The sequence below is a fragment of the Rhodophyticola sp. genome (genome assembly GCF_965284195.1).
Classification (GTDB): Bacteria; Pseudomonadota; Alphaproteobacteria; order Rhodobacterales; family Rhodobacteraceae; genus Rhodophyticola.
This window is the reverse complement of the sequence record NZ_CBDIRM010000001.1, coordinates 1650293-1667516: the sequence shown is the minus strand read 5'-3', so window position 1 is coordinate 1667516 and position 17224 is coordinate 1650293. Positions and strand designations below refer to the sequence as shown.

Below are 17224 nucleotides of genomic sequence, written 5' to 3'. Positions count from 1 at the left end.
GAGGCAGGCTGATCCATGCGGGCCGAGACCCAATCCCATATCGAAAAAGTGCAGAAATCGCTTGAGCTTCTGGGTCAGCGACTGGGGCTGGAAACGGCCCGGCACCGGCTTGAGGAGTTCAACGCCCGGGTGGAGGACCCGGATCTGTGGAACGATCAGGCCGCGGCGCAGAAACTGATGCGCGACCGGCAGGTGCTGCTGGACAAGATCGGAACCTATGAGGCGATCAAGGGCGCGCTGGAGGACAATGTCGGCCTGATCGAAATGGGCGAGGAGGAAGGCGATGACGAGGTCGTCGCCGAGGCCGAAACAGCCTTGGCGGCACTTGTGGAGGATGCGGCGGCCAAGGAGCTGGAGGCGCTGCTGGACGGCGAGGCCGACGCCAACGACACCTTCCTTGAGATCAATGCCGGTGCGGGTGGAACGGAATCCTGCGACTGGGCCTCGATGCTGGCGCGGATGTATGTGCGATGGGCCGAGAAACGCGGCTACGAGGTGGAACTGCAATCGACCACGGCCGGTGACGAGGCGGGCATACGTTCTGCGGTTTACAAGATTTCCGGCCACAATGCCTATGGATGGCTGAAATCCGAAAGCGGCGTGCATCGTCTGGTGCGGATTTCGCCCTATGACAGTGCGGCGCGGCGGCATACCTCGTTCAGTTCGGTCTGGGTCTATCCGGTGGTCGACGACAATATCGAGATCGAGGTGAACCCCGCCGATATCCGGCTGGATACCTATCGCTCCTCGGGCGCGGGCGGGCAGCATGTGAACACGACGGATTCGGCGGTGCGGATCACCCATATTCCCACCGGTATCGTGGTGACGAGTTCGGAAAAATCGCAGCACCAGAACCGCGATATCGCGATGAAAGCCCTGAAATCCCGGCTGTACCAGATGGAACTGGATCGCCGGAACGAGGCCATCAACGAGGCCCATGAGGCCAAGGGCGATGCGGGCTGGGGCAACCAGATCCGGTCCTATGTCCTGCAACCCTATCAGATGGTGAAAGACCTGCGCACCGGCTACGAGACTTCTGACACATCCGGGGTTCTGGATGGCGATCTGGACGGGCTCATGGCCGCGACGCTGGCCATGGATGTCTCCGGCAAGAGCCGGGCAGAGGCGCGGGCGGAATAGACGGGCGGGCGCCCCGGCGCGCGGTCGGCGGGCTGACGGAACCGCTCTGCCATTGCCCCGGGCGCCGCCCTGGGGCCGGATGAAGGGGGGCGGGATGTCTGATTTTCTGCACATGGATGCGGTCGAGCTGTCGCGACGGATGGCGGCGCGAGAGGTGAGCGCGGTTGAGGTGATGCGCGCCACGCTGGCCCGGATCGACGCCGTGAACACCCGCGTGAATGCGATTGTGTCCCTGCGGGACCGCGAGGCGCTGATGGGCGAGGCACGGCTGGCCGATGCCATGCCGCGCGAAGGCTGGCTGCATGGGATGCCGCTCGCCGTAAAGGATCTGGTTGGGGTCAAGGGCGTCCGATCGACCTGGGGGTCACCGTTGCGCGATTGCGTGCCCGTGGCGGACGAGGCGCTGGTGACCCGGCTGCGCCGGACGGGCGCGATCATCATCGGCAAGACCAATGTCCCGGAATTCGGGCTTGGATCCCATTCCTTCAACCCGATTTTCGGCGTCACGCGGAACCCCTACGATCTGTCGCGCAGCGCCGGTGGATCTTCGGGGGGTGCGGCGGCGGCGCTGGCCATGGGGATGGCGCCGGTGGCCGACGGGTCCGACATGATGGGCAGCCTGCGCAACCCCGCCGCCTGGAACAATGTCTACGGGTTCCGACCGACGGCGGGGCTGATACCGGCCGAGCCCGGCGACAGCGTTTTTTCCCACGGGCTGAGCACGCGCGGCCCGATGGGCCGTTCGGTCGCCGATGTGTCGGCGCTTTTGGAAACGCTGACCGACGGGGCGTTTCAACCGGGGCCGCCGCCGCGGAAACCCCCGCGGATCGGCTGGCTGGGAGACTGGGGCGGCGCCTATCCGATGGAGGAGGGCGTGCTCGATCTGGCAGAGGGCGCCGTGGCCGCGATGCGCGATCTGGGCTGGGAGGTGGAGCCGCTGGCCCCGCCCTTCGACGCCGCCGCGCTCTGGCAAAGCTGGACCGATCTGCGGTCGTTCACGGTGGCGCTGGAATACGGGGCCGACTGGCGCGATCCGGCCCGCCGGGCCTTGCTCAAGCCCGAGGCCGTCTGGGAAATCGAGCGCGGCCTTGCGCTCGACGGAGACCGGATCGAGACGGCGGCGGCGATCCGGACGCGATGGCTGTCGGCGCTGGAGGAGATGTTCAGGCAAATTGATGCGCTGGTACTGCCATCGACCCAATGCTGGCCGTTTCCGGCGGAGTGGAGATGGCCGCAGGAGATCGCGAGCGTCGCGATGGACACCTATCACCGCTGGATGGAGGTTGTCGTGCCGGTCAGTCTGGCGGGGCTGCCCTGCCTGAACCTGCCCGTGGGCTTTGGCGCCGCAGGCCTGCCCGGCGGGGTGCAACTGATCGGGCCCAAGGGCGGCGATGCGGCGGTGCTGGCGCTTGGCGAAATCTATCATCAGGCAACGCAATGGCCGCGGACCCATCTGCCGATCCTTGACGATGACACATAAATTCGCAAATCCGCCCGGCAGGGGCTTGGCGCGCGGCAAGCCCTGCCGCTAGAGTTTCGCAAGGGAGGATCCGGGATGAGCGACATAAGCCAGCCACGCCTCGCCTCGAAAGTGCCCGCCGTCAACCGGATGAGCTTGGGCGATCTGGGCTATGCGCTGAAGATGGGGCTGCGGGATTATCTGGCCGCGCCGTTCATGGGGCTGTTTTTCGCCCATGTCTATGTGGTGGGCGGCTGGCTGATCTATCTGTTTCTCTTCGTCACTGACCAGATCTGGTATGCGATCCCGATCACGCTCGGCTTTCCCCTGTTGGGGCCGTTTCTGGCGGTCGGGCTTTACGAGGTGTCGCGTCGTCTGGAGCAAGGCGAAGGCTGGCGGCGAAACGATATCTTCGGCGTGATCTGGCGGCAGAAAGATCGGCAATTGCCGTCGATTTCCTGGGTTATCATCGTCTATTTCCTGTTCTGGTCGTTTTTCGCCCATATGCTGTTTGCGCTTTTTCTGGGCCCCTCGGCGCTGACCAATGTCACATCGTCCTATGCATATCTGCTGGAGCCGGAAGGGCTGATGATGCTGATCGTCGGCACGGTGGCGGGGGCGATATTCGCCCTTGTCCTGTTTTCGCTGACCGTGATCGCCCTGCCGCTTCTGCTGGACAAGGAACTGGATTTCGTGACCGCGATGCTCACCAGTTTCTCGGTGGTGAAAACCAACCCGGGCGTCATGCTGGCATGGGGGGCCATCATCGCCGGGCTGACCTTCGTCGCGATGCTGCCGTTCCTTCTGGGCCTGTTTCTGGTGCTGCCAATGCTGGGCCACGCGTCGTGGCATATCTATCGCCGGGCGCTTACCTCCCGCGACTAGAGGCCACGGCGCGCCTGCATGCCCTGTGCGGAGGTTTCAGTCCTCGTTGCGGATGAAGAGCCAGGACAGACCCGCGCCCAGAGCGGTCAGCGCCGCGGTCACCCAGCAAAGCGTCGCGAACGCCGTATTCATCGCCGCCGCATGGCCCGCCGTATCCGAAAACGCGCCGAAGCTGCCGGTGCCGCCCGCACCCGCATAGATCGCGCCTGCAAGCGTGCCCATCACGGCGACCGCGACAAGCCCGGATACACGGCTGACGGCATTGTTGATCCCCGATGCCGTGCCCGAGCGGTCTTCGGGCACCGCGCCCATGATCGCCGCCGATAGCGGCGCGACGACAAGGGCCATGCCCAGACCCATCAGCGCGGTGCAGGGCAGGGTGAAGATCCAGAAGGCCTGCAACGGGGTGGTGATCGCAAGCCCCGCGAAGGCCAGCGCCACAAGCCCGCCGCCAACCGCGATCAGGGGCCCGGGGCCATGGTCATCGGCCCATTTCCCGGCGCGGGTGGACAGAAGCGGGATGAAAATCGATAGCGGCGCGAAGGCGGCGGCGCTCACGACTTCGGATTGCCCCCAACCGGCGATCAAGGTCATCGGCAGGAAGAAGAGCACCGTGGACAGTGCGAAATAGATCAGAAAGGTCGCCCCGTTCGCGGCCGAGAAACTGGCATTTCGGAACAGATCAAGCGGAACCATGGGCGCGGGACTGCGGGCCTCCCAAGCCAGAAATCCCGCGAACAGCGCCGCGCCGACAAGGGCGGGCGTCCAGTTGACGGCATGCCCCTCGGACGCGCCGGTAAGGCCCAGAGCGATCAGGGCGAGCGCACCGGTGATCAGGGCCGCGCCGGGCAGATCCAGCGGGTGATCGGGGCGCGCCGGGTCGGCGGCGACCTTCGTCAGGATCATCCAGAGCGCCAGTGCGCCAAGCGGCAGATTGATTGCGAAGAGAAGCCGCCACGTCTCGGTCCCGCCGAAGCTCAGAACCAGCCCGCCCAGGATCGGCCCGAGCGCGGTGGTCAATGCGGAGGCGGCGGCCCAGATGCCGATGGCCCGGCCACGTTCCTCCGCCGGATAGGCGCGCGCGATCAGGGCAAGACTGCCGGGCACCATGACCGCCGCGCCGATGCCCTGAAACACGCGCGCCACGATCAGCGTTTCCGGCGTGGGGGCGACGGCGCAGGCCAGCGAGGCCAGCACAAAACCGGCGATCCCGGCGGCAAAGACGCGGGCCAGCCCGTATCTGTCCCCGATGGCCCCGCCGATCAGGATCAGCGCGGAGAGGGGCAGCAGATAGCCGTTATTGATCCATTGCGCCTGAACCAGCGTCGCGTTCAGCCCGTCGCGCATGGCTGGCAGCGCGATCGCGACCAGCGTGCCGTCTATGAACCCCAGGGCCGAGGCCAGAATGGCGGAAAAGAGAATGAACGGCCGTGCCTCGGGCGCACAAAAGCCGGGCACATGGCCCGGCTTTTTCACTGTCATGGCGGCCCCGCCCCGAGAAGGGAGGCCAGTGTTCAAGGATCAGCTTTTGCTCTCGGCGGCAGCCGCGGGTTTGGGCGCGGCCTGAACGGGCGAGGAAGGGGGCTTGGAAACCGCCGAAGGCGGCGTCGCCTTGGGCTGGCCCGAGGTGGCAAGCGGGTCTTCCTGACGCTGAACCGAGCCTTCGAAATGCGCGCCCGATTCAATGGCGATGGTCTTGTGGATGATATCCCCTTCGACCCGCGCCGTGGATGTCAGGCGAACCTTCAGCCCTCTGACCCGGCCGACGACGCGGCCGGTGACGACGATGTCATCGGCAACCACCTCGCCTTCGATCGTGGCGCTTTCGCCGACGGTCAGAAGATGGGCGCGAATATCGCCCTGCACATGGCCCTCGACCTGGATATCGCCCGAGGTGCGCAGATTGCCCACAATGGTCAGATCCGCGCTGAGCGTGGAGGCCGGCGGCTTCGCCTTCGGCGTGCTGGGGGTGCCAAGCGGCATTGCCGGGCGTTCGACCGGCGCGCTCGCCGATTTGGCGGCGGCGTCATCGCCCGGTTTCGGGGCGGGATCGTTGATCTTGGATTTAGAAAACATCTCTACCTGCGGTGATGAAGTTCATCGGATTGATTGGAGTGCCGTTCTGGCGCACTTCGTAGTGCAAATGCGGCCCCGTTACACGGCCCGTTCTTCCCATATCACCGATCCGGTCCCCGCGCGAGACCCTTTGGCCTTGGGACACGCGAAGGCGCGACATATGGGCGTAGCGCGTCTCGATCCCGAAGGGGTGCTGGATCTTCACCATGAGCCCGTATCCGCTCTGGCGCCCTGCAAATATGACCACTCCGTCGCCCGCGGCGTAAAGCGGCGTACCCACGGGACCCGCGAAATCGGTACCGGCGTGAAGCCGCCGACCGCCATTGATCGGGTCGCGGCGATAGCCGAACCCGGAGGTGAAGCGGACCGACGACTGGACCGGCATCGCGAAGGGCAATTGCTCGGCCGCCATCCGGTACAGGTTCACCTGATCGAGACCTTCCAGAACCTCGTTGGCGCGCAGCGACATCGCGTCGGGTTCCTGCCCGCGTGACGACATGGTGATCGGCATCAGCGGCCCGCCCTGGCCGGAATAGCCGCGGCGCACCTGCTCGATGATCTGGTCGGTGGGCATGCCGGCGCTGCGGAACATGTTGTCCAGCGGTTCCAGAGACATCGCGACGGCCTCTTCGATCTGGGTGAAGATGCGCTCGTTGCGCTCGGCGGCCAGTTCGGCCTCGAACTGAAGCCGCTCCACCTCGGAATGGGCTTCGGCCATGTTCTGATGCGCATTGTCGCGTTCGCTCGCGGTGTCCTCCAACGCCTCGGCGAGGAAGGTCATCGTCTGTTCCATGTCCTGCTGGCGGCCCGCCGCGGTCTGGATCGTTCCGGTTTCGGCCTGAAGCTCGGCCATAAGCTGATCGGCGCGGGCGCGGGCCTCGTCGCGTTCCGACATGGTCCGGCGCAGCGTGGTCTGGATCACGTCGACGGCGGTTTCCATCTCGCGCCGGCGCTGTTCGGATTCCAGCAGCCGCGACTGCATGTCCGATACCTGATCCATCGCCACCGCGAACCGGTCCTGGGCCAGACGTGCCTCCGCCGCGCGGGCGTCGCGCTCGTCGGAAAGTGCATTCAGTCGTGTCTGGTAGGTCAGTTGTTCGCGCGCGGCCTGATCCCGGGCGCCGCCTGCGCTGATCGTGTCGATGAGGAAAATGGATGTGACGATCACGGTCCAGCCCACGAAAAGCGCGCCGCCTGCGATCATCAGGGCCTGTGTGCCGGGTCGGAGCCGCACGAACCGTGTGCCTTCATCGGCCTTGAGAAACAGTCGCTGTTCAGGAAGATGCTTTTCCAAGACCGCGCTCAAGCGGTTTAGTGCCCGTGTCTTCACGATATTCTGCCCCATGCTCCGTCTTGTCGCCCGCACGCGTCATCCCCTACGCGGCATCGTAGCTCCGCAAGGGCATAAGCGATGGGGATTATTGCCTCAATGATTTATCTTTAAGTGTGGCTAAAAGACGCCAGCAATGGGCGGTTTGAGCGGAAATCCGCCGATCTGGCGGCCTTCACCCGGCTTTCTCGGAAAGCGGCCAGTAGAAATCCGGGGGGATCCCTGCCTCGGCGCGCTTCTCTTCGTTGAAGGGCGGTTTGAGCGCGCCATGGAAATAGCGCCGGACGAGGCGGTGAAAGGCCTCTTTCGGGTCGGTGTCTTCGCGCCCGCACAGAAAGTGGAACCATTTGGAGCCATAGGCCACATGGTGCACCTCCTCGGCATAGATCACCTCCATCGCGGCCACGGCCTGCGCCGCGCCGGGGGCGTTGCCCGCGCGGCGGAAAACCTCGATCATGTTTGGCGTGACATCCAGCCCGCGCGCCTCCAGCACCATCGGGACGACGGCAAGCCGCCCCATGAAATCACCGGCCGTATCCTCGGCGGCGCGCCACATGCCGGCATGGGCGGGTAACGCGCCGTAGAAACTGTCCATCTCTGCCAGGCAATCGGCGATCAGGTTGAAATGCTTGGACTCTTCATCGGCCGCCTGCACCCAGTCATCGTAGAAGCCCATCGGCATGGGCACATGCGCAAACCGGGCAAGGATGTCCCAGTGCAGATCAACCGCATTCAGTTCGATATGGGCAACCGCATGGAGAATGGCGGTGCGCCCCGCGAGCGTTCCGGGTTTGCGGCGGGGCACGTCGCGCGGGTCCAGCAGCGGCGGTTGCGCAGGTCGCGCCGGCTGGTCGGGCGGGCAGGCGGCGCCAATGGGAATGGCGCGGCCACCTTCCGCACGGGAGGCCTTCCAGCGTTTTGCGAAATCGCGGGAGAGCGCGGTTTTGGCGCGCGCATCCGCCGTGGTCAGAACCGCCACGGCCATCTCGGCAAGGCTGGCGGGCGTGCTCACAGCGCGCGCACGGCCTCCAGCACCGCGTCCGCATGGCCCGGCACCTTCACCTTGCGCCAGATCCGGGCGATCTTGCCCTCGCCATCGATCAGGAACGTGGCGCGCTCGATGCCCATGTATTTCTTGCCGTACATGTTCTTCTCGACCCAGGTTCCGTAACGTTCGCAGACATCGCCTTCCGCGTCGGACGCAAGGGCGATGCCCAGGTCGTGCTTGGCGATGAACTTGTCATGCTTGGCGACGGTGTCCTTGGAGATGCCGATGATCTTTGCCCCCGCGGCCTCGAACTCCGGGGCAAGCTCGGTGAAGGCGATCGCCTCCTTGGTGCAGCCGGACGTGTCGTCCTTGGGGTAGAAATACAACACCACCGCGGCGGGCCGCAGGGCGGAAAGGGTGATTTCGCCGTCTCCGTCGCGGGGCAGCGTGAAATCGGGGGCGGGAGCGCCGGTGTCGAGCATGTGAACCTCATCGAATTGTGACAGGCGGCCGGGCCGCGTTCGGTTTGCAAGCTAGGGGATTTGCAGCGAAGATAAAGGACAAGATCGACGCGCCGGGCAAAATGCCCCCCAGACAGGTCACCCATGGCAGAGCAGCCAAAGGACGTTCGCCAGACCCCGCCCCGCCGATTGCGTCGGCGGATCCTGTGGTGGTGCAGTACGGTTCTGAGCCTGCTGGTGCTGGTTCCGGTGCTGATGCTGGTTGCCGTCATCTGGATGGCGATGGACAATGTCCTGCGCCTGCCCGACGGCGTTCAGACGATGATCGAGACGCGTCTCGACCGGGCGATGGCGGCCAATCAGGTGGAAATCGGCGATATCGGGCTGGCGCTGCGCGAGGGTGGGGTGACACCGCAGATCGTGCTGAGCGATGTGGTGCTCCGCGATGGTGACGATCTGCGGGCACGGTTCCCGGAACTGTCGGTGCATCTGAACGGGCGCGCGTTGCTGCGCGGAGAGATGCGGCCCTATCGGGTCGATCTGACCGGTGCCGGCCTGCGCATGGTCCGCGATGCCGAGGGGCGCCTCGATCTGGCCCTGACCGATGAGCGCCGGGCCGAGGCCCGGGATCTGACCGAGACGCTGGCCCGCATCGACGCGATGTTCGCGCAGCCGATCTTCGCCGAACTGCAAGAAATCAGCGGGCGGGGGCTGGAACTGATCCTGAACGATGCGGTGACGGGCCGCGAGATGCGGGCCCATGACGCCAACCTGCGGCTGGAGCGCAAGGGCGCCGCGCTGACCCTGATCATGGGCGGCCAGCTGGAGGGAAGCCGCAATGCCAGCCTGTCGCTTGCGGTAACCCGAAACCCCGAACTGGGCCGGACCGATATGCGCGCGCAGTTCCAGAATCTGGCGGCCCGGGACGTGGCCAGCGCCGCCCCCGCGCTTGCCTGGCTGGATCTGATGCGCGCGCCGATTTCAGGGGCGCTGACGACGCGGCTCAGGGATGACGGCACGGTCGGCGATCTGAGCGGCGCGCTGGATATCGGGGAAGGCCGGATATCTCTGGGCGAGGGGGTGGCACCTTTGCCCTTCACAGCGCTCAGCGCCTATTTCGATTACGATGCGGCCGCCGCGCGGCTGAGCTTCTCCGCGCTCGATGTGGATGCGCCCGCCTTGCGGTTCCGGGCCACGGGCAATGCCGATCTTATGCAAGATGGCACCAGCTATGTCGGCCAGTTTCACTTCACCGGGATCGAAGCCGCGCCCGAGGGCATTTTTGCCGCGCCCGTGCAGTTCGAAGGGGGCGCGATGGATATGCGGCTGTCCCTGTCGCCTTTCGTGCGTCTGGAGCTGGGGCAGGCAGTGCTGTTCGATGGCGCCTTGCATCTGAGCGCGGAGGGCGAGATCGCCGCGCGCCCCGACGGGTTGAGCATGCGGATCGACGCAACGATCCCCGAGATCGCGGTGACCGATGTGCTGCCCTACTGGCCGACCGGTGCGATCCCGAACACCCGGGGCTGGCTGGACCGCAATCTGACCGGCGGCACGTTGCGCGATATCCGGTTCTCCTTCCGGCAGGAGCCGGGCGGGACGCCCGCTCAGATGCTGCGTCTGGACTTCGAGGAGAGCACGATCCGCGCCTTGCGCCAGATGCCCCCGATCGAGGACGCGCGGGGCTATGTCTCGCTGACCGGCCCGCGCTTCGTGATGTCGCTGAGCGCGGGCGGGGTGACAGGGCCATTGGGCGGGTCGGTCGGGCTGGCGGGATCGACGATGGTGATCGAGGATGTGAGGGTGCGCGGCCCCGACACCGCGTTCGACCTTCGCGCCCAGGGGGAGCTGCGCGATGTGCTGAGCCTTCTGGAACTGCCGCCGGTGAACCTGTTTTCCGAGGGGCGGCTTTCTGCGGAGACGCTGGCCACGGGCCGGGCCGATCTGCGCGGGCGGCTCAGTGTGCCGCTGCGCCAACGGGTGCCGTTCGAGGCGATCGAATTCGAGGTCAGCGGCCGGCTGGCGGACATCCGCTCCGATACGCTCGTGGCCGGGCGGGTGGTGAGCGCGGACAGCCTTGAGGTCGAGGTTGTGCCGGACCGCGTCGCGATCAGCGGACGCGCGCGCCTTGACGGGATCGCGGCAACCGGGCGATGGACCCGCGCCCTTGGTCCCGGCGCCGATGGCCGCAGCCGGCTGGAGGGTACGGGCGTTCTGTCTCCGGACGGGTTGGCCGATTTTGGTGTGGTACTGCCCGACGGTCTTGTCACGGGATCGACGGGGGCGGATTTCGTTCTGGAACTCGGCGGCGGGGATGGCCCGCCCGATCTGGTCCTGTCGTCGGATCTCTCCGGTCTGGGGCTGCGGCTTGACGCCTTGTCATGGCAAAAGCCGGAGGGTCAGACCGGGCGGCTTGCCGCGACGGTGCGTCTGGGCGACGCGCCCGGTATCACCTCGCTGGAACTGGCCGCCGCGGGTCTGGAGCTTCAGGGCGATATCCGCCTGCGTGAAGGCGGTGGCTTCGACCGGCTGACCGCCACGCGGTTCCGGCTGAACGACTGGCTGGATGTGACCGGCGCGCTGGTGGGCCGGGGGCAGGCGCGCGCGCCATCGGTCGAGCTGACCGGCGGCAGCGTCGATCTGCGCCGGGTGCCCTCGGGCGGCGGGGGCGCGCGCGGCGGGGCGGGCAGCGGTCCGCTGACCGTGCGCCTCGACCGGTTGCAGATCAGCGATGGCATCGCGCTCAATTCGGTCGCGGCGGATCTGACCACCACGGGCGGTCTCTCGGGGCAGTTCCGGGGAGAGGTCAACGGCGCGGTGCCGGTCACCGGCACGCTTGTGACCACGGCGAACGGGGCGGCGGTGCGGCTGCGCTCGAACGATGGCGGGGCGGTCATGCGCGCGGCGGGCCTGTTCGAGAATGCCTATGGCGGCGAGATGGAGCTTGTGATGCAGCCGACGGGCCAGACCGGCGCCTATATCGGCCAGCTCACGATCAACGGGCCGCGCCTGCGCAACGCGCCTGCGATGGCCGAGCTTCTGAACGCCGTTTCGATCGTGGGGCTTCTTGAACAACTGGGCGACACGGGCATCAATCTCGGCGAGGTGGAGGCGCGGTTCCGTCTCGATCCGCGGGCTATCGTCGTCGAACAGGGCACGGCGGTGGGGCCGTCCATGGGCATCTCGATGGACGGGGTCTATGACATCGCCAACCGGCGCTTCGACATGCAGGGCGTCGTGTCGCCGCTATACATGGTCAACGGCGTTCTGGGCGCGTTGTTCGCCCCCCGGCGCGAGGGGCTTTTCGGTGTCACTTACCGCTTGACCGGCACGCCGGAAAACACACGTGTAGCCGTGAACCCGCTGTCGATTCTGACGCCGGGCATCTTCCGCGAGATCTTTCGCCGTCCGCCACCGGAGCTGAGCCAGTGAACTTGAACGATTTCGATTTCGACCTGCCGGAGGGGCGGATCGCCACCCGGCCCGCACGGCCCAGATCGTCGGCACGCCTGCTGCTGGCCGACGGCCCCCGGACGGAGGACCGGTATGTCTATGATCTGCCCGACATCCTGCGCCCCGGCGATCGGCTGGTCCTGAATGACACCAAGGTCATTCCGGCGCGGCTGTCCGGGGTCCGGTGGCGCGACACCGGCACCGAGATCGTGAAGGCCAAGGTCGAGGTCACCCTGCTGGAGCCGCAGGCCGATGGCAGCTGGTCGGCGCTGGCCAAGCCGCTGCGCAAACTGGCGATCGGGGAGAAGGTGGTGTTCTCCGACGATCTGTCGGCCGAGGTGACTGCGCTGGAGGCCGGGTTGCACCTGCGGTTCAACCTGAGGGGTACGGATTTCGACGCGGCGCTGAATGCGGCGGGCGCCATGCCGCTGCCGCCCTATATTGCGGGCAAACGGGCCGCCGATGCGCAGGACAAGCAGGATTACCAGACAATCTGGGCCCGCCGCTCCGGCGCGGTGGCCGCACCCACCGCCAGCCTGCATTTCGATGAACCGTTGCTGGCCGCGCTGCGCGACAGGGGGGTCACGATGAGTTTCGTGACGCTTCACGTGGGCGCGGGCACCTTTCTTCCGGTCACTGTTGATGACGTGACCACGCACCGGATGCATGCGGAATGGGGCGAGATCACCGCCGAGGCCGCCGCCGAGATCACCGCGACAAAAGCCGCCGGCGGCCGGATTATCCCGGTGGGGACCACCGCATTGCGGCTGATCGAAACCGCCGCGGGTGCCGATGGCTCCCTCGCGGCGTGGCAGGGCGACACGGATATCTTCATCTACCCCGGCTATCGGTTCAAGATCACGCAGGCGTTGATGACCAATTTCCACCTGCCGAAATCGACCCTGATGATGCTGGTCTCCGCGCTGATGGGCGCGGACCGGATCAAGGAGATTTACGCCCATGCCATTGAGCAGGAATACAGATTCTTCTCCTACGGGGACGCCTCGTTGCTGATTCCGTCGCAGACGTGACAGATCGTGACGAAATTGGATGACCTAACTGGCGTCAAACGGTTAGGGACGGCCCCATGATAGATGTTCTTCGCTCCTCATGGGCCCTGCTGTTGGGCATGCTTCTGCTGATGGTCGGAAACGGCCTTCAGGGAACCCTTCTGGGCGTGCGCGGCGCCATCGAGGGATTTTCGACACTGGAACTGTCGATCGTCATGTCCGCCTATTTCGCGGGCTTTCTGGGCGGCTCCCGCATGGCGCCGGAGATGATCCGCCGGGTGGGGCATATTCGCGTCTTCGCGGCCCTGGGCTCGATGATCTCGGCGGCGCTGGTTCTGTTCCCGGTGCTGACCGATCCGATCAGCTGGACGGTGCTGCGCGTGATCATCGGGTTCTGTTTCTCCGCCGTGTACGTGACCGCCGAAAGCTGGCTGAACAATGCGGCCACCAACGAGACGCGGGGCAAGGCGCTGTCGATCTACATGGTGGTGCAGATGGCGGGCATCGTCTCCGCGCAGGGTCTGCTGGTTCTGGGCGATCCGTCCGGCTACACGCTTTTCATCGTGCTGTCGGTGCTCGTCTCGCTGAGCTTTGCGCCGATCCTGCTGTCGGCCACCCCGACGCCGGCCTTCGAGACCACCAAACCGATGAGCCTGCGCGAAGTCCTCGCCGTCTCTCCGCTTGGATGTGCGGGCATCTTCGTGATGGGGGGCGTCTATTCGGCGATGTTCGGCATGTCGGCGGTCTATGGCACCGAGGCCGGGCTTGGCCTTGGCCAGATCTCGATGTTCGTCGCCTCCTTCTACGTGGGCGGCCTGCTGCTGCAATATCCGATCGGCTGGATATCGGACCGGATGGACCGCCGGGTGCTTATCCTCGCCATCAGCGTTCTGGCCGCCGCGCTCGCCGTGGTCGGGGTGCTGGGCGGCGGCCTGTTCTGGCTGCTGCTGTCGGCGGCATTCCTGTTCGGCGGCATGGCGAACCCGCTTTATGCGCTTCTGGTGGCCTATACGAACGACTTTCTGGAACATGAACAGATGGCGGCGGCCGGTGGCCGGCTGATTTTCATCAACGGGGTCGGTGCGATCTTCGGCCCGCTTGCGGTGGGCGCGATCATGGGGGCGATCGGGCCGTCGGGCTATTTCATCTATCTCGCCGTGCTGATGGCCACGCTTGCGGTCTATGCAGCCTATCGGATGACCGTGCGGCCCGCGCCGTCGTCGGACGAGACCGGCAGCTATGCCCCGGTGATGGCGACCACATCGCCGGTCGCCATGGAATGGGCGCAGGAGGCGTTCATCGAAGCTGCGCAGGAAGCCGAGGAGACGGAAGACAAGTCGCAGCCCGCCGTGTAAGGTGCTCCCAAGACCGCCAAAGGTCGTGAAGGAGGAGAGCGATGACAGACCCGCACCCATCGAAGGAGGTTCTGGCCTTCTGGCTGACCGAGCGTTCGCCCGAGGATTGGTACAAGCAGGACGCGGCGCTGGATGAGGAGATCACCACGCGCTTCATGGATCTCTGGGAAAAGGGGGAGCGGGGCGAGTTGTCGGATTGGACGAGCCACCCGCAGAAGGCGCTGGCGCTTGTCATCCTGCTGGACCAGTTTCCGCGCAACATGTTCCGGGGGCAGGCCCGGGCCTTTGCCACCGATCTCAAGGCCAAATCCGCCGCCTGCTATTCGATCGAACATGGCTGGGACATGCGCGCCGCCGAGCCGGAACGACAGTTTTTCTACATGCCCTTCTGTCATTCCGAAATTCTGGCCGATCAGGATCACTGCGTGCGCCTGATGAAGGAGCGGATGCCGGAAACCGGGCAAAGCAACATCCTGCACGCCCGGGCCCATCGGGAGATTATCCGCACATACGGCCGCTTCCCCTTTCGCAACGAGGCGCTTGGCCGGCACAGCTCTGCCGACGAACTGCGCTTTATGGAAGATGGCGGCTATGGCAAGGTCGTCAGCGAGTTGGAGGCTGCGGGCTGATCTGAGCCGGTCGCGTGCCCTCCGACCGACCTGATTGAGAGGAAGGGACGGCGCGATGACACGGATCGGAACGGCCTTGGCCGCTATGCTGGCGATGACAGGGGCGGCGATGGCCGAGGATGTGCGGCTGGACGTGGCCGGAGACAGCGTGATCGGAACCTTTGAGGCGGCAGACGGGCCGGGGCCTGCGGTTCTGTTGCTGCACGGGTTCACGGGCACCCGCGACGAGCTTCCCGTCGAAGGCACGGAGGATTTCGTCTTCACCCGCTTCGCGCGGCAGCTTGCGGTGGCCGGAATGCCGAGCCTGCGGATCGATTTCCGGGGTTCGGGCGAGAGCCTGGAGATGCCCTGGGAAGAGACGACCTTTTCCACCCAGATCGAGGATTCGGTGGCGGCCGTCGACTGGATGGCCGCGCATCCCGATATCGGTGCCCGCGAGATTGCCGTGATCGGCTGGAGCCAGGGCGGGCTTGTCGCCGCCCATCTGGCCGCCGAGCGCCCGGATCTGGCCCGCGTCGTCCTGCTGAACCCGGTGACGGCGCCGCGCGTCTCCTTCGGGGCGCTTTTCGGACCCGAGGTGATGGAGGCCGGGCTGGCCGCGGCACCGGCCGCGCCCGTGGGCTTCACCTTGCCCTGGGGTGTCGAGATGGAGCTGAACGGCGCCTTCTTTCACGAAATCCCCGACAGCGACCCGGTGGGCGCTATCGCGGATTATCCCGGCCCGGTGCTGGTGGTCGTGGGGGCCAATGACGATCTGATCACGCCGCAGCCCGCGATGGGGCAGACCGTGCTGGACGCGCGCGGGAACGCGGCCGATACGCTGGTGCTGATGGAGATGGATCATGTCTTCAACGTGTTCACCGGGCCGGATATGCTGGATCAGGTCATCGCCACGACAATTGCGTGGCTGTCGGGGGCGTGACGCCGCGACAATACTGCGCTCCATGGATCAATTGCGACAGACCGCCAGATAGTTTAATGCTGAACAAAATCTTCGCCAGGAGGGTCGCCCATGGCTGCCAAAAGCTTTGACATCGTTGTAATCGGGGCCGGACCGGGGGGCTATGTTGCCGCGATCCGCGCCAGCCAGCTCGGTCTGAATGTCGCCATCGTCGAACGGGAGCATATGGGCGGCATCTGCCTGAACTGGGGCTGTATCCCGACCAAGGCGATGTTGCGAAGTTCGGAGATATTCCACCTGATGCAGCGGGCCAAGGAATTCGGGCTGAAGGCCGACGGGATCGGCTATGATCTGGACGAGGTGGTCAAACGGTCGCGGACGGTGGCCAAGCAGCTGAACTCCGGCGTCGGCCATCTGATGAAGAAGAACAAGATCACCGTGGTGATGGGCGAGGCCACGATCCCCGCCAAGGGCAAGGTCAGCGTCAGGACCGACAAGGGCACCGAGGACCTGACCGCCAAGAACATCATCCTGGCCACGGGCGCCCGCGCCCGCGAACTGCCCGGGCTGGAGGCCGACGGCGACAGGGTCTGGACCTACAAGGCGGCATTGACCCCGAAACACATGCCCAAGAAGCTGCTGGTGATCGGCTCGGGTGCGATCGGGATCGAATTCGCCAGCTTCTACAACACCCTTGGCGCCGACACGACCGTGGTGGAGGTGATGGACCGGATCCTGCCCGTGGAAGATGCCGAGATCAGCGCCTTCGCCAAGAAAAGCTTCGAGAAGCAGGGGATGAAGATCCTGCAGAAGGCCATGGTCAAGCAGCTTGACCGTGCCAAGGACAAGGTGACCGCGCATATCGAGATCGGTGGCAAGGTCGAGAAGCAGGAATTCGACACGGTGATCTCCGCCGTGGGCATCGTCGGCAATGTCGAGGGGCTCGGGCTGGAGGAGCTTGGCGTGAAGATCGACCGGACCCATGTGGTGACGGATGAGTTCTGCCGCACGGGCGTGGAAGGTGTTTACGCCATCGGCGACATCGCGGGCGCCCCATGGCTGGCCCACAAGGCAAGCCATGAAGGCGTGATGGTGGCCGAACTGATCGCGGGCAAGAACAAGGTTCATCCAAGCAAACCCGAAAGCATTGCCGGGTGCACCTATTGCTACCCGCAGGTCGCCAGCGTCGGCTATACCGAGGCGAAGGCGAAGGAACTTGGCTATGACGTCAAGGTCGGGCGCTTCCCCTTCATCGGCAACGGAAAGGCGATTGCCCTAGGCGAGGCGGAGGGGCTGGTGAAAACCGTGTTCGACGCCAAGACGGGCGAGCTTCTGGGCGCCCATATGATCGGCGCGGAAGTGACCGAACTGATCCAGGGCTACGTGGTGGGTCGCCAGTTGGAGACCACCGAGGAGGACCTGATGGAAACCGTTTTCCCGCACCCCACTCTCAGCGAGATGATGCACGAGTCGGTGCTTGATGCCTATGATCGGGTCATCAACTTCTAGACCGCGGGAGCGTAATCGGGAAAGGGGGCGG

At 65.6% G+C, this 17224-nt stretch carries 14 protein-coding genes; 9 read left to right on the top strand and 5 right to left on the bottom strand.

Going from position 1 to position 17224, the window contains the following annotated elements:
- Positions 1–15 precede the first annotated feature (15 nt).
- The 3 genes from prfB (at position 16) to ACQ651_RS08275 (ending at position 3484) form a co-directional block, all read left to right on the top strand.
- On the top strand, positions 16–1140 hold the full coding sequence (gene prfB / locus ACQ651_RS08285) for a peptide chain release factor 2 (RefSeq protein ID WP_121899520.1): 1125 nt from the start codon (positions 16–18) through the stop codon (positions 1138–1140).
- Positions 1141–1234: 94 nt separating this feature from the next.
- Positions 1235–2620, top strand: coding sequence for an amidase (locus tag ACQ651_RS08280; protein ID WP_430449008.1), 1386 nt, complete (start codon positions 1235–1237; stop codon positions 2618–2620).
- A 75-nt stretch (positions 2621–2695) separates the two neighbouring features.
- Positions 2696–3484, top strand: a complete 789-nt coding sequence (locus ACQ651_RS08275) for a DUF2189 domain-containing protein (protein ID WP_227286731.1) — start codon at positions 2696–2698, stop codon at positions 3482–3484.
- A gap of 36 nt (positions 3485–3520) precedes the next feature.
- On the opposite strand, the gene ACQ651_RS08270 is transcribed toward ACQ651_RS08275, so the two are convergent.
- The 5 genes from ACQ651_RS08270 to ACQ651_RS08250 all read right to left on the bottom strand — a co-directional run bounded on the left by ACQ651_RS08270 (position 3521) and on the right by ACQ651_RS08250 (position 8360).
- Positions 3521–4966, bottom strand: coding sequence for an MFS transporter (locus ACQ651_RS08270; RefSeq protein ID WP_430449007.1), 1446 nt, complete (start codon positions 4964–4966; stop codon positions 3521–3523).
- A gap of 39 nt (positions 4967–5005) precedes the next feature.
- Positions 5006–5560 carry a bactofilin family protein gene (locus tag ACQ651_RS08265; RefSeq protein WP_227286727.1) on the bottom strand — a complete coding sequence of 185 codons (555 nt, stop codon included), beginning with the start codon at positions 5558–5560 and terminating at the stop codon, positions 5006–5008.
- Positions 5550–6890 carry a DUF5930 domain-containing protein gene (locus ACQ651_RS08260; protein WP_430450318.1) on the bottom strand — a complete coding sequence of 447 codons (1341 nt, stop codon included), beginning with the start codon at positions 6888–6890 and terminating at the stop codon, positions 5550–5552. Before ACQ651_RS08260 ends, ACQ651_RS08265 begins: the two co-directional genes overlap by 11 nt.
- Positions 6891–7065: 175 nt before the next feature.
- The gene (locus tag ACQ651_RS08255) at positions 7066–7875 is read right to left on the bottom strand and encodes a ferritin-like domain-containing protein (protein ID WP_375552771.1); all 810 of its coding nucleotides are present in this window, start codon (positions 7873–7875) and stop codon (positions 7066–7068) included.
- A gap of 23 nt (positions 7876–7898) precedes the next feature.
- The gene (locus tag ACQ651_RS08250) at positions 7899–8360 is read right to left on the bottom strand and encodes a peroxiredoxin (protein ID WP_375552108.1); all 462 of its coding nucleotides are present in this window, start codon (positions 8358–8360) and stop codon (positions 7899–7901) included.
- Positions 8361–8483: 123 nt separating this feature from the next.
- Between ACQ651_RS08250 and ACQ651_RS08245 the strand changes: the two genes are divergently transcribed.
- From ACQ651_RS08245 to lpdA, 6 genes are all read left to right on the top strand, one after another.
- On the top strand, positions 8484–11768 hold the full coding sequence (locus tag ACQ651_RS08245; protein ID WP_430449006.1) for an AsmA-like C-terminal region-containing protein: 3285 nt from the start codon (positions 8484–8486) through the stop codon (positions 11766–11768).
- Positions 11765–12820 carry a tRNA preQ1(34) S-adenosylmethionine ribosyltransferase-isomerase QueA gene (gene queA, locus ACQ651_RS08240; protein ID WP_430449005.1) on the top strand — a complete coding sequence of 352 codons (1056 nt, stop codon included), beginning with the start codon at positions 11765–11767 and terminating at the stop codon, positions 12818–12820. Before ACQ651_RS08245 ends, queA begins: the two co-directional genes overlap by 4 nt.
- Positions 12821–12876: 56 nt before the next feature.
- Positions 12877–14154: an MFS transporter gene (locus ACQ651_RS08235; RefSeq protein WP_430449004.1), complete on the top strand. Its 1278-nt coding sequence runs from the start codon at positions 12877–12879 to the stop codon at positions 14152–14154.
- Between the two features lie 41 nt (positions 14155–14195).
- Complete coding sequence (locus ACQ651_RS08230; protein ID WP_375552111.1) at positions 14196–14783, top strand: DUF924 family protein; 588 nt, start codon at positions 14196–14198, stop codon at positions 14781–14783.
- A 55-nt stretch (positions 14784–14838) separates the two neighbouring features.
- A complete protein-coding gene (locus ACQ651_RS08225) occupies positions 14839–15705 on the top strand; it encodes an alpha/beta hydrolase family protein (protein ID WP_430449003.1) in 867 nt (288 codons plus the stop codon).
- Between the two features lie 90 nt (positions 15706–15795).
- Entirely contained in the window at positions 15796–17193 is a 1398-nt protein-coding gene (gene lpdA, locus ACQ651_RS08220; protein ID WP_430449002.1) for a dihydrolipoyl dehydrogenase, read from the top strand.
- Positions 17194–17224 lie beyond the last annotated feature (31 nt).

Bases quoted from the DNA above. Each gene is read 5' to 3' on its own strand.
- ACQ651_RS08270 (WP_430449007.1), bottom strand. From the start codon at position 4,966: ATGACAGTGAAAAAGCCGGGCCATGTGCCCGGCTTTTGTGCGCCCGAG.
- ACQ651_RS08250 (WP_375552108.1), bottom strand. From the start codon at position 8,360: ATGCTCGACACCGGCGCTCCCGCCCCCGATTTCACGCTGCCCCGCGAC.
- ACQ651_RS08265 (WP_227286727.1), bottom strand. From the start codon at position 5,560: ATGTTTTCTAAATCCAAGATCAACGATCCCGCCCCGAAACCGGGCGAT.
- ACQ651_RS08275 (WP_227286731.1), top strand. From the start codon at position 2,696: ATGAGCGACATAAGCCAGCCACGCCTCGCCTCGAAAGTGCCCGCCGTC.
- ACQ651_RS08255 (WP_375552771.1), bottom strand. From the start codon at position 7,875: ATGGCCGTGGCGGTTCTGACCACGGCGGATGCGCGCGCCAAAACCGCG.
- ACQ651_RS08280 (WP_430449008.1), top strand. From the start codon at position 1,235: ATGTCTGATTTTCTGCACATGGATGCGGTCGAGCTGTCGCGACGGATG.
- lpdA (WP_430449002.1), top strand. From the start codon at position 15,796: ATGGCTGCCAAAAGCTTTGACATCGTTGTAATCGGGGCCGGACCGGGG.
- ACQ651_RS08230 (WP_375552111.1), top strand. From the start codon at position 14,196: ATGACAGACCCGCACCCATCGAAGGAGGTTCTGGCCTTCTGGCTGACC.
- ACQ651_RS08245 (WP_430449006.1), top strand. From the start codon at position 8,484: ATGGCAGAGCAGCCAAAGGACGTTCGCCAGACCCCGCCCCGCCGATTG.
- ACQ651_RS08225 (WP_430449003.1), top strand. From the start codon at position 14,839: ATGACACGGATCGGAACGGCCTTGGCCGCTATGCTGGCGATGACAGGG.
- prfB (WP_121899520.1), top strand. From the start codon at position 16: ATGCGGGCCGAGACCCAATCCCATATCGAAAAAGTGCAGAAATCGCTT.
- ACQ651_RS08235 (WP_430449004.1), top strand. From the start codon at position 12,877: ATGATAGATGTTCTTCGCTCCTCATGGGCCCTGCTGTTGGGCATGCTT.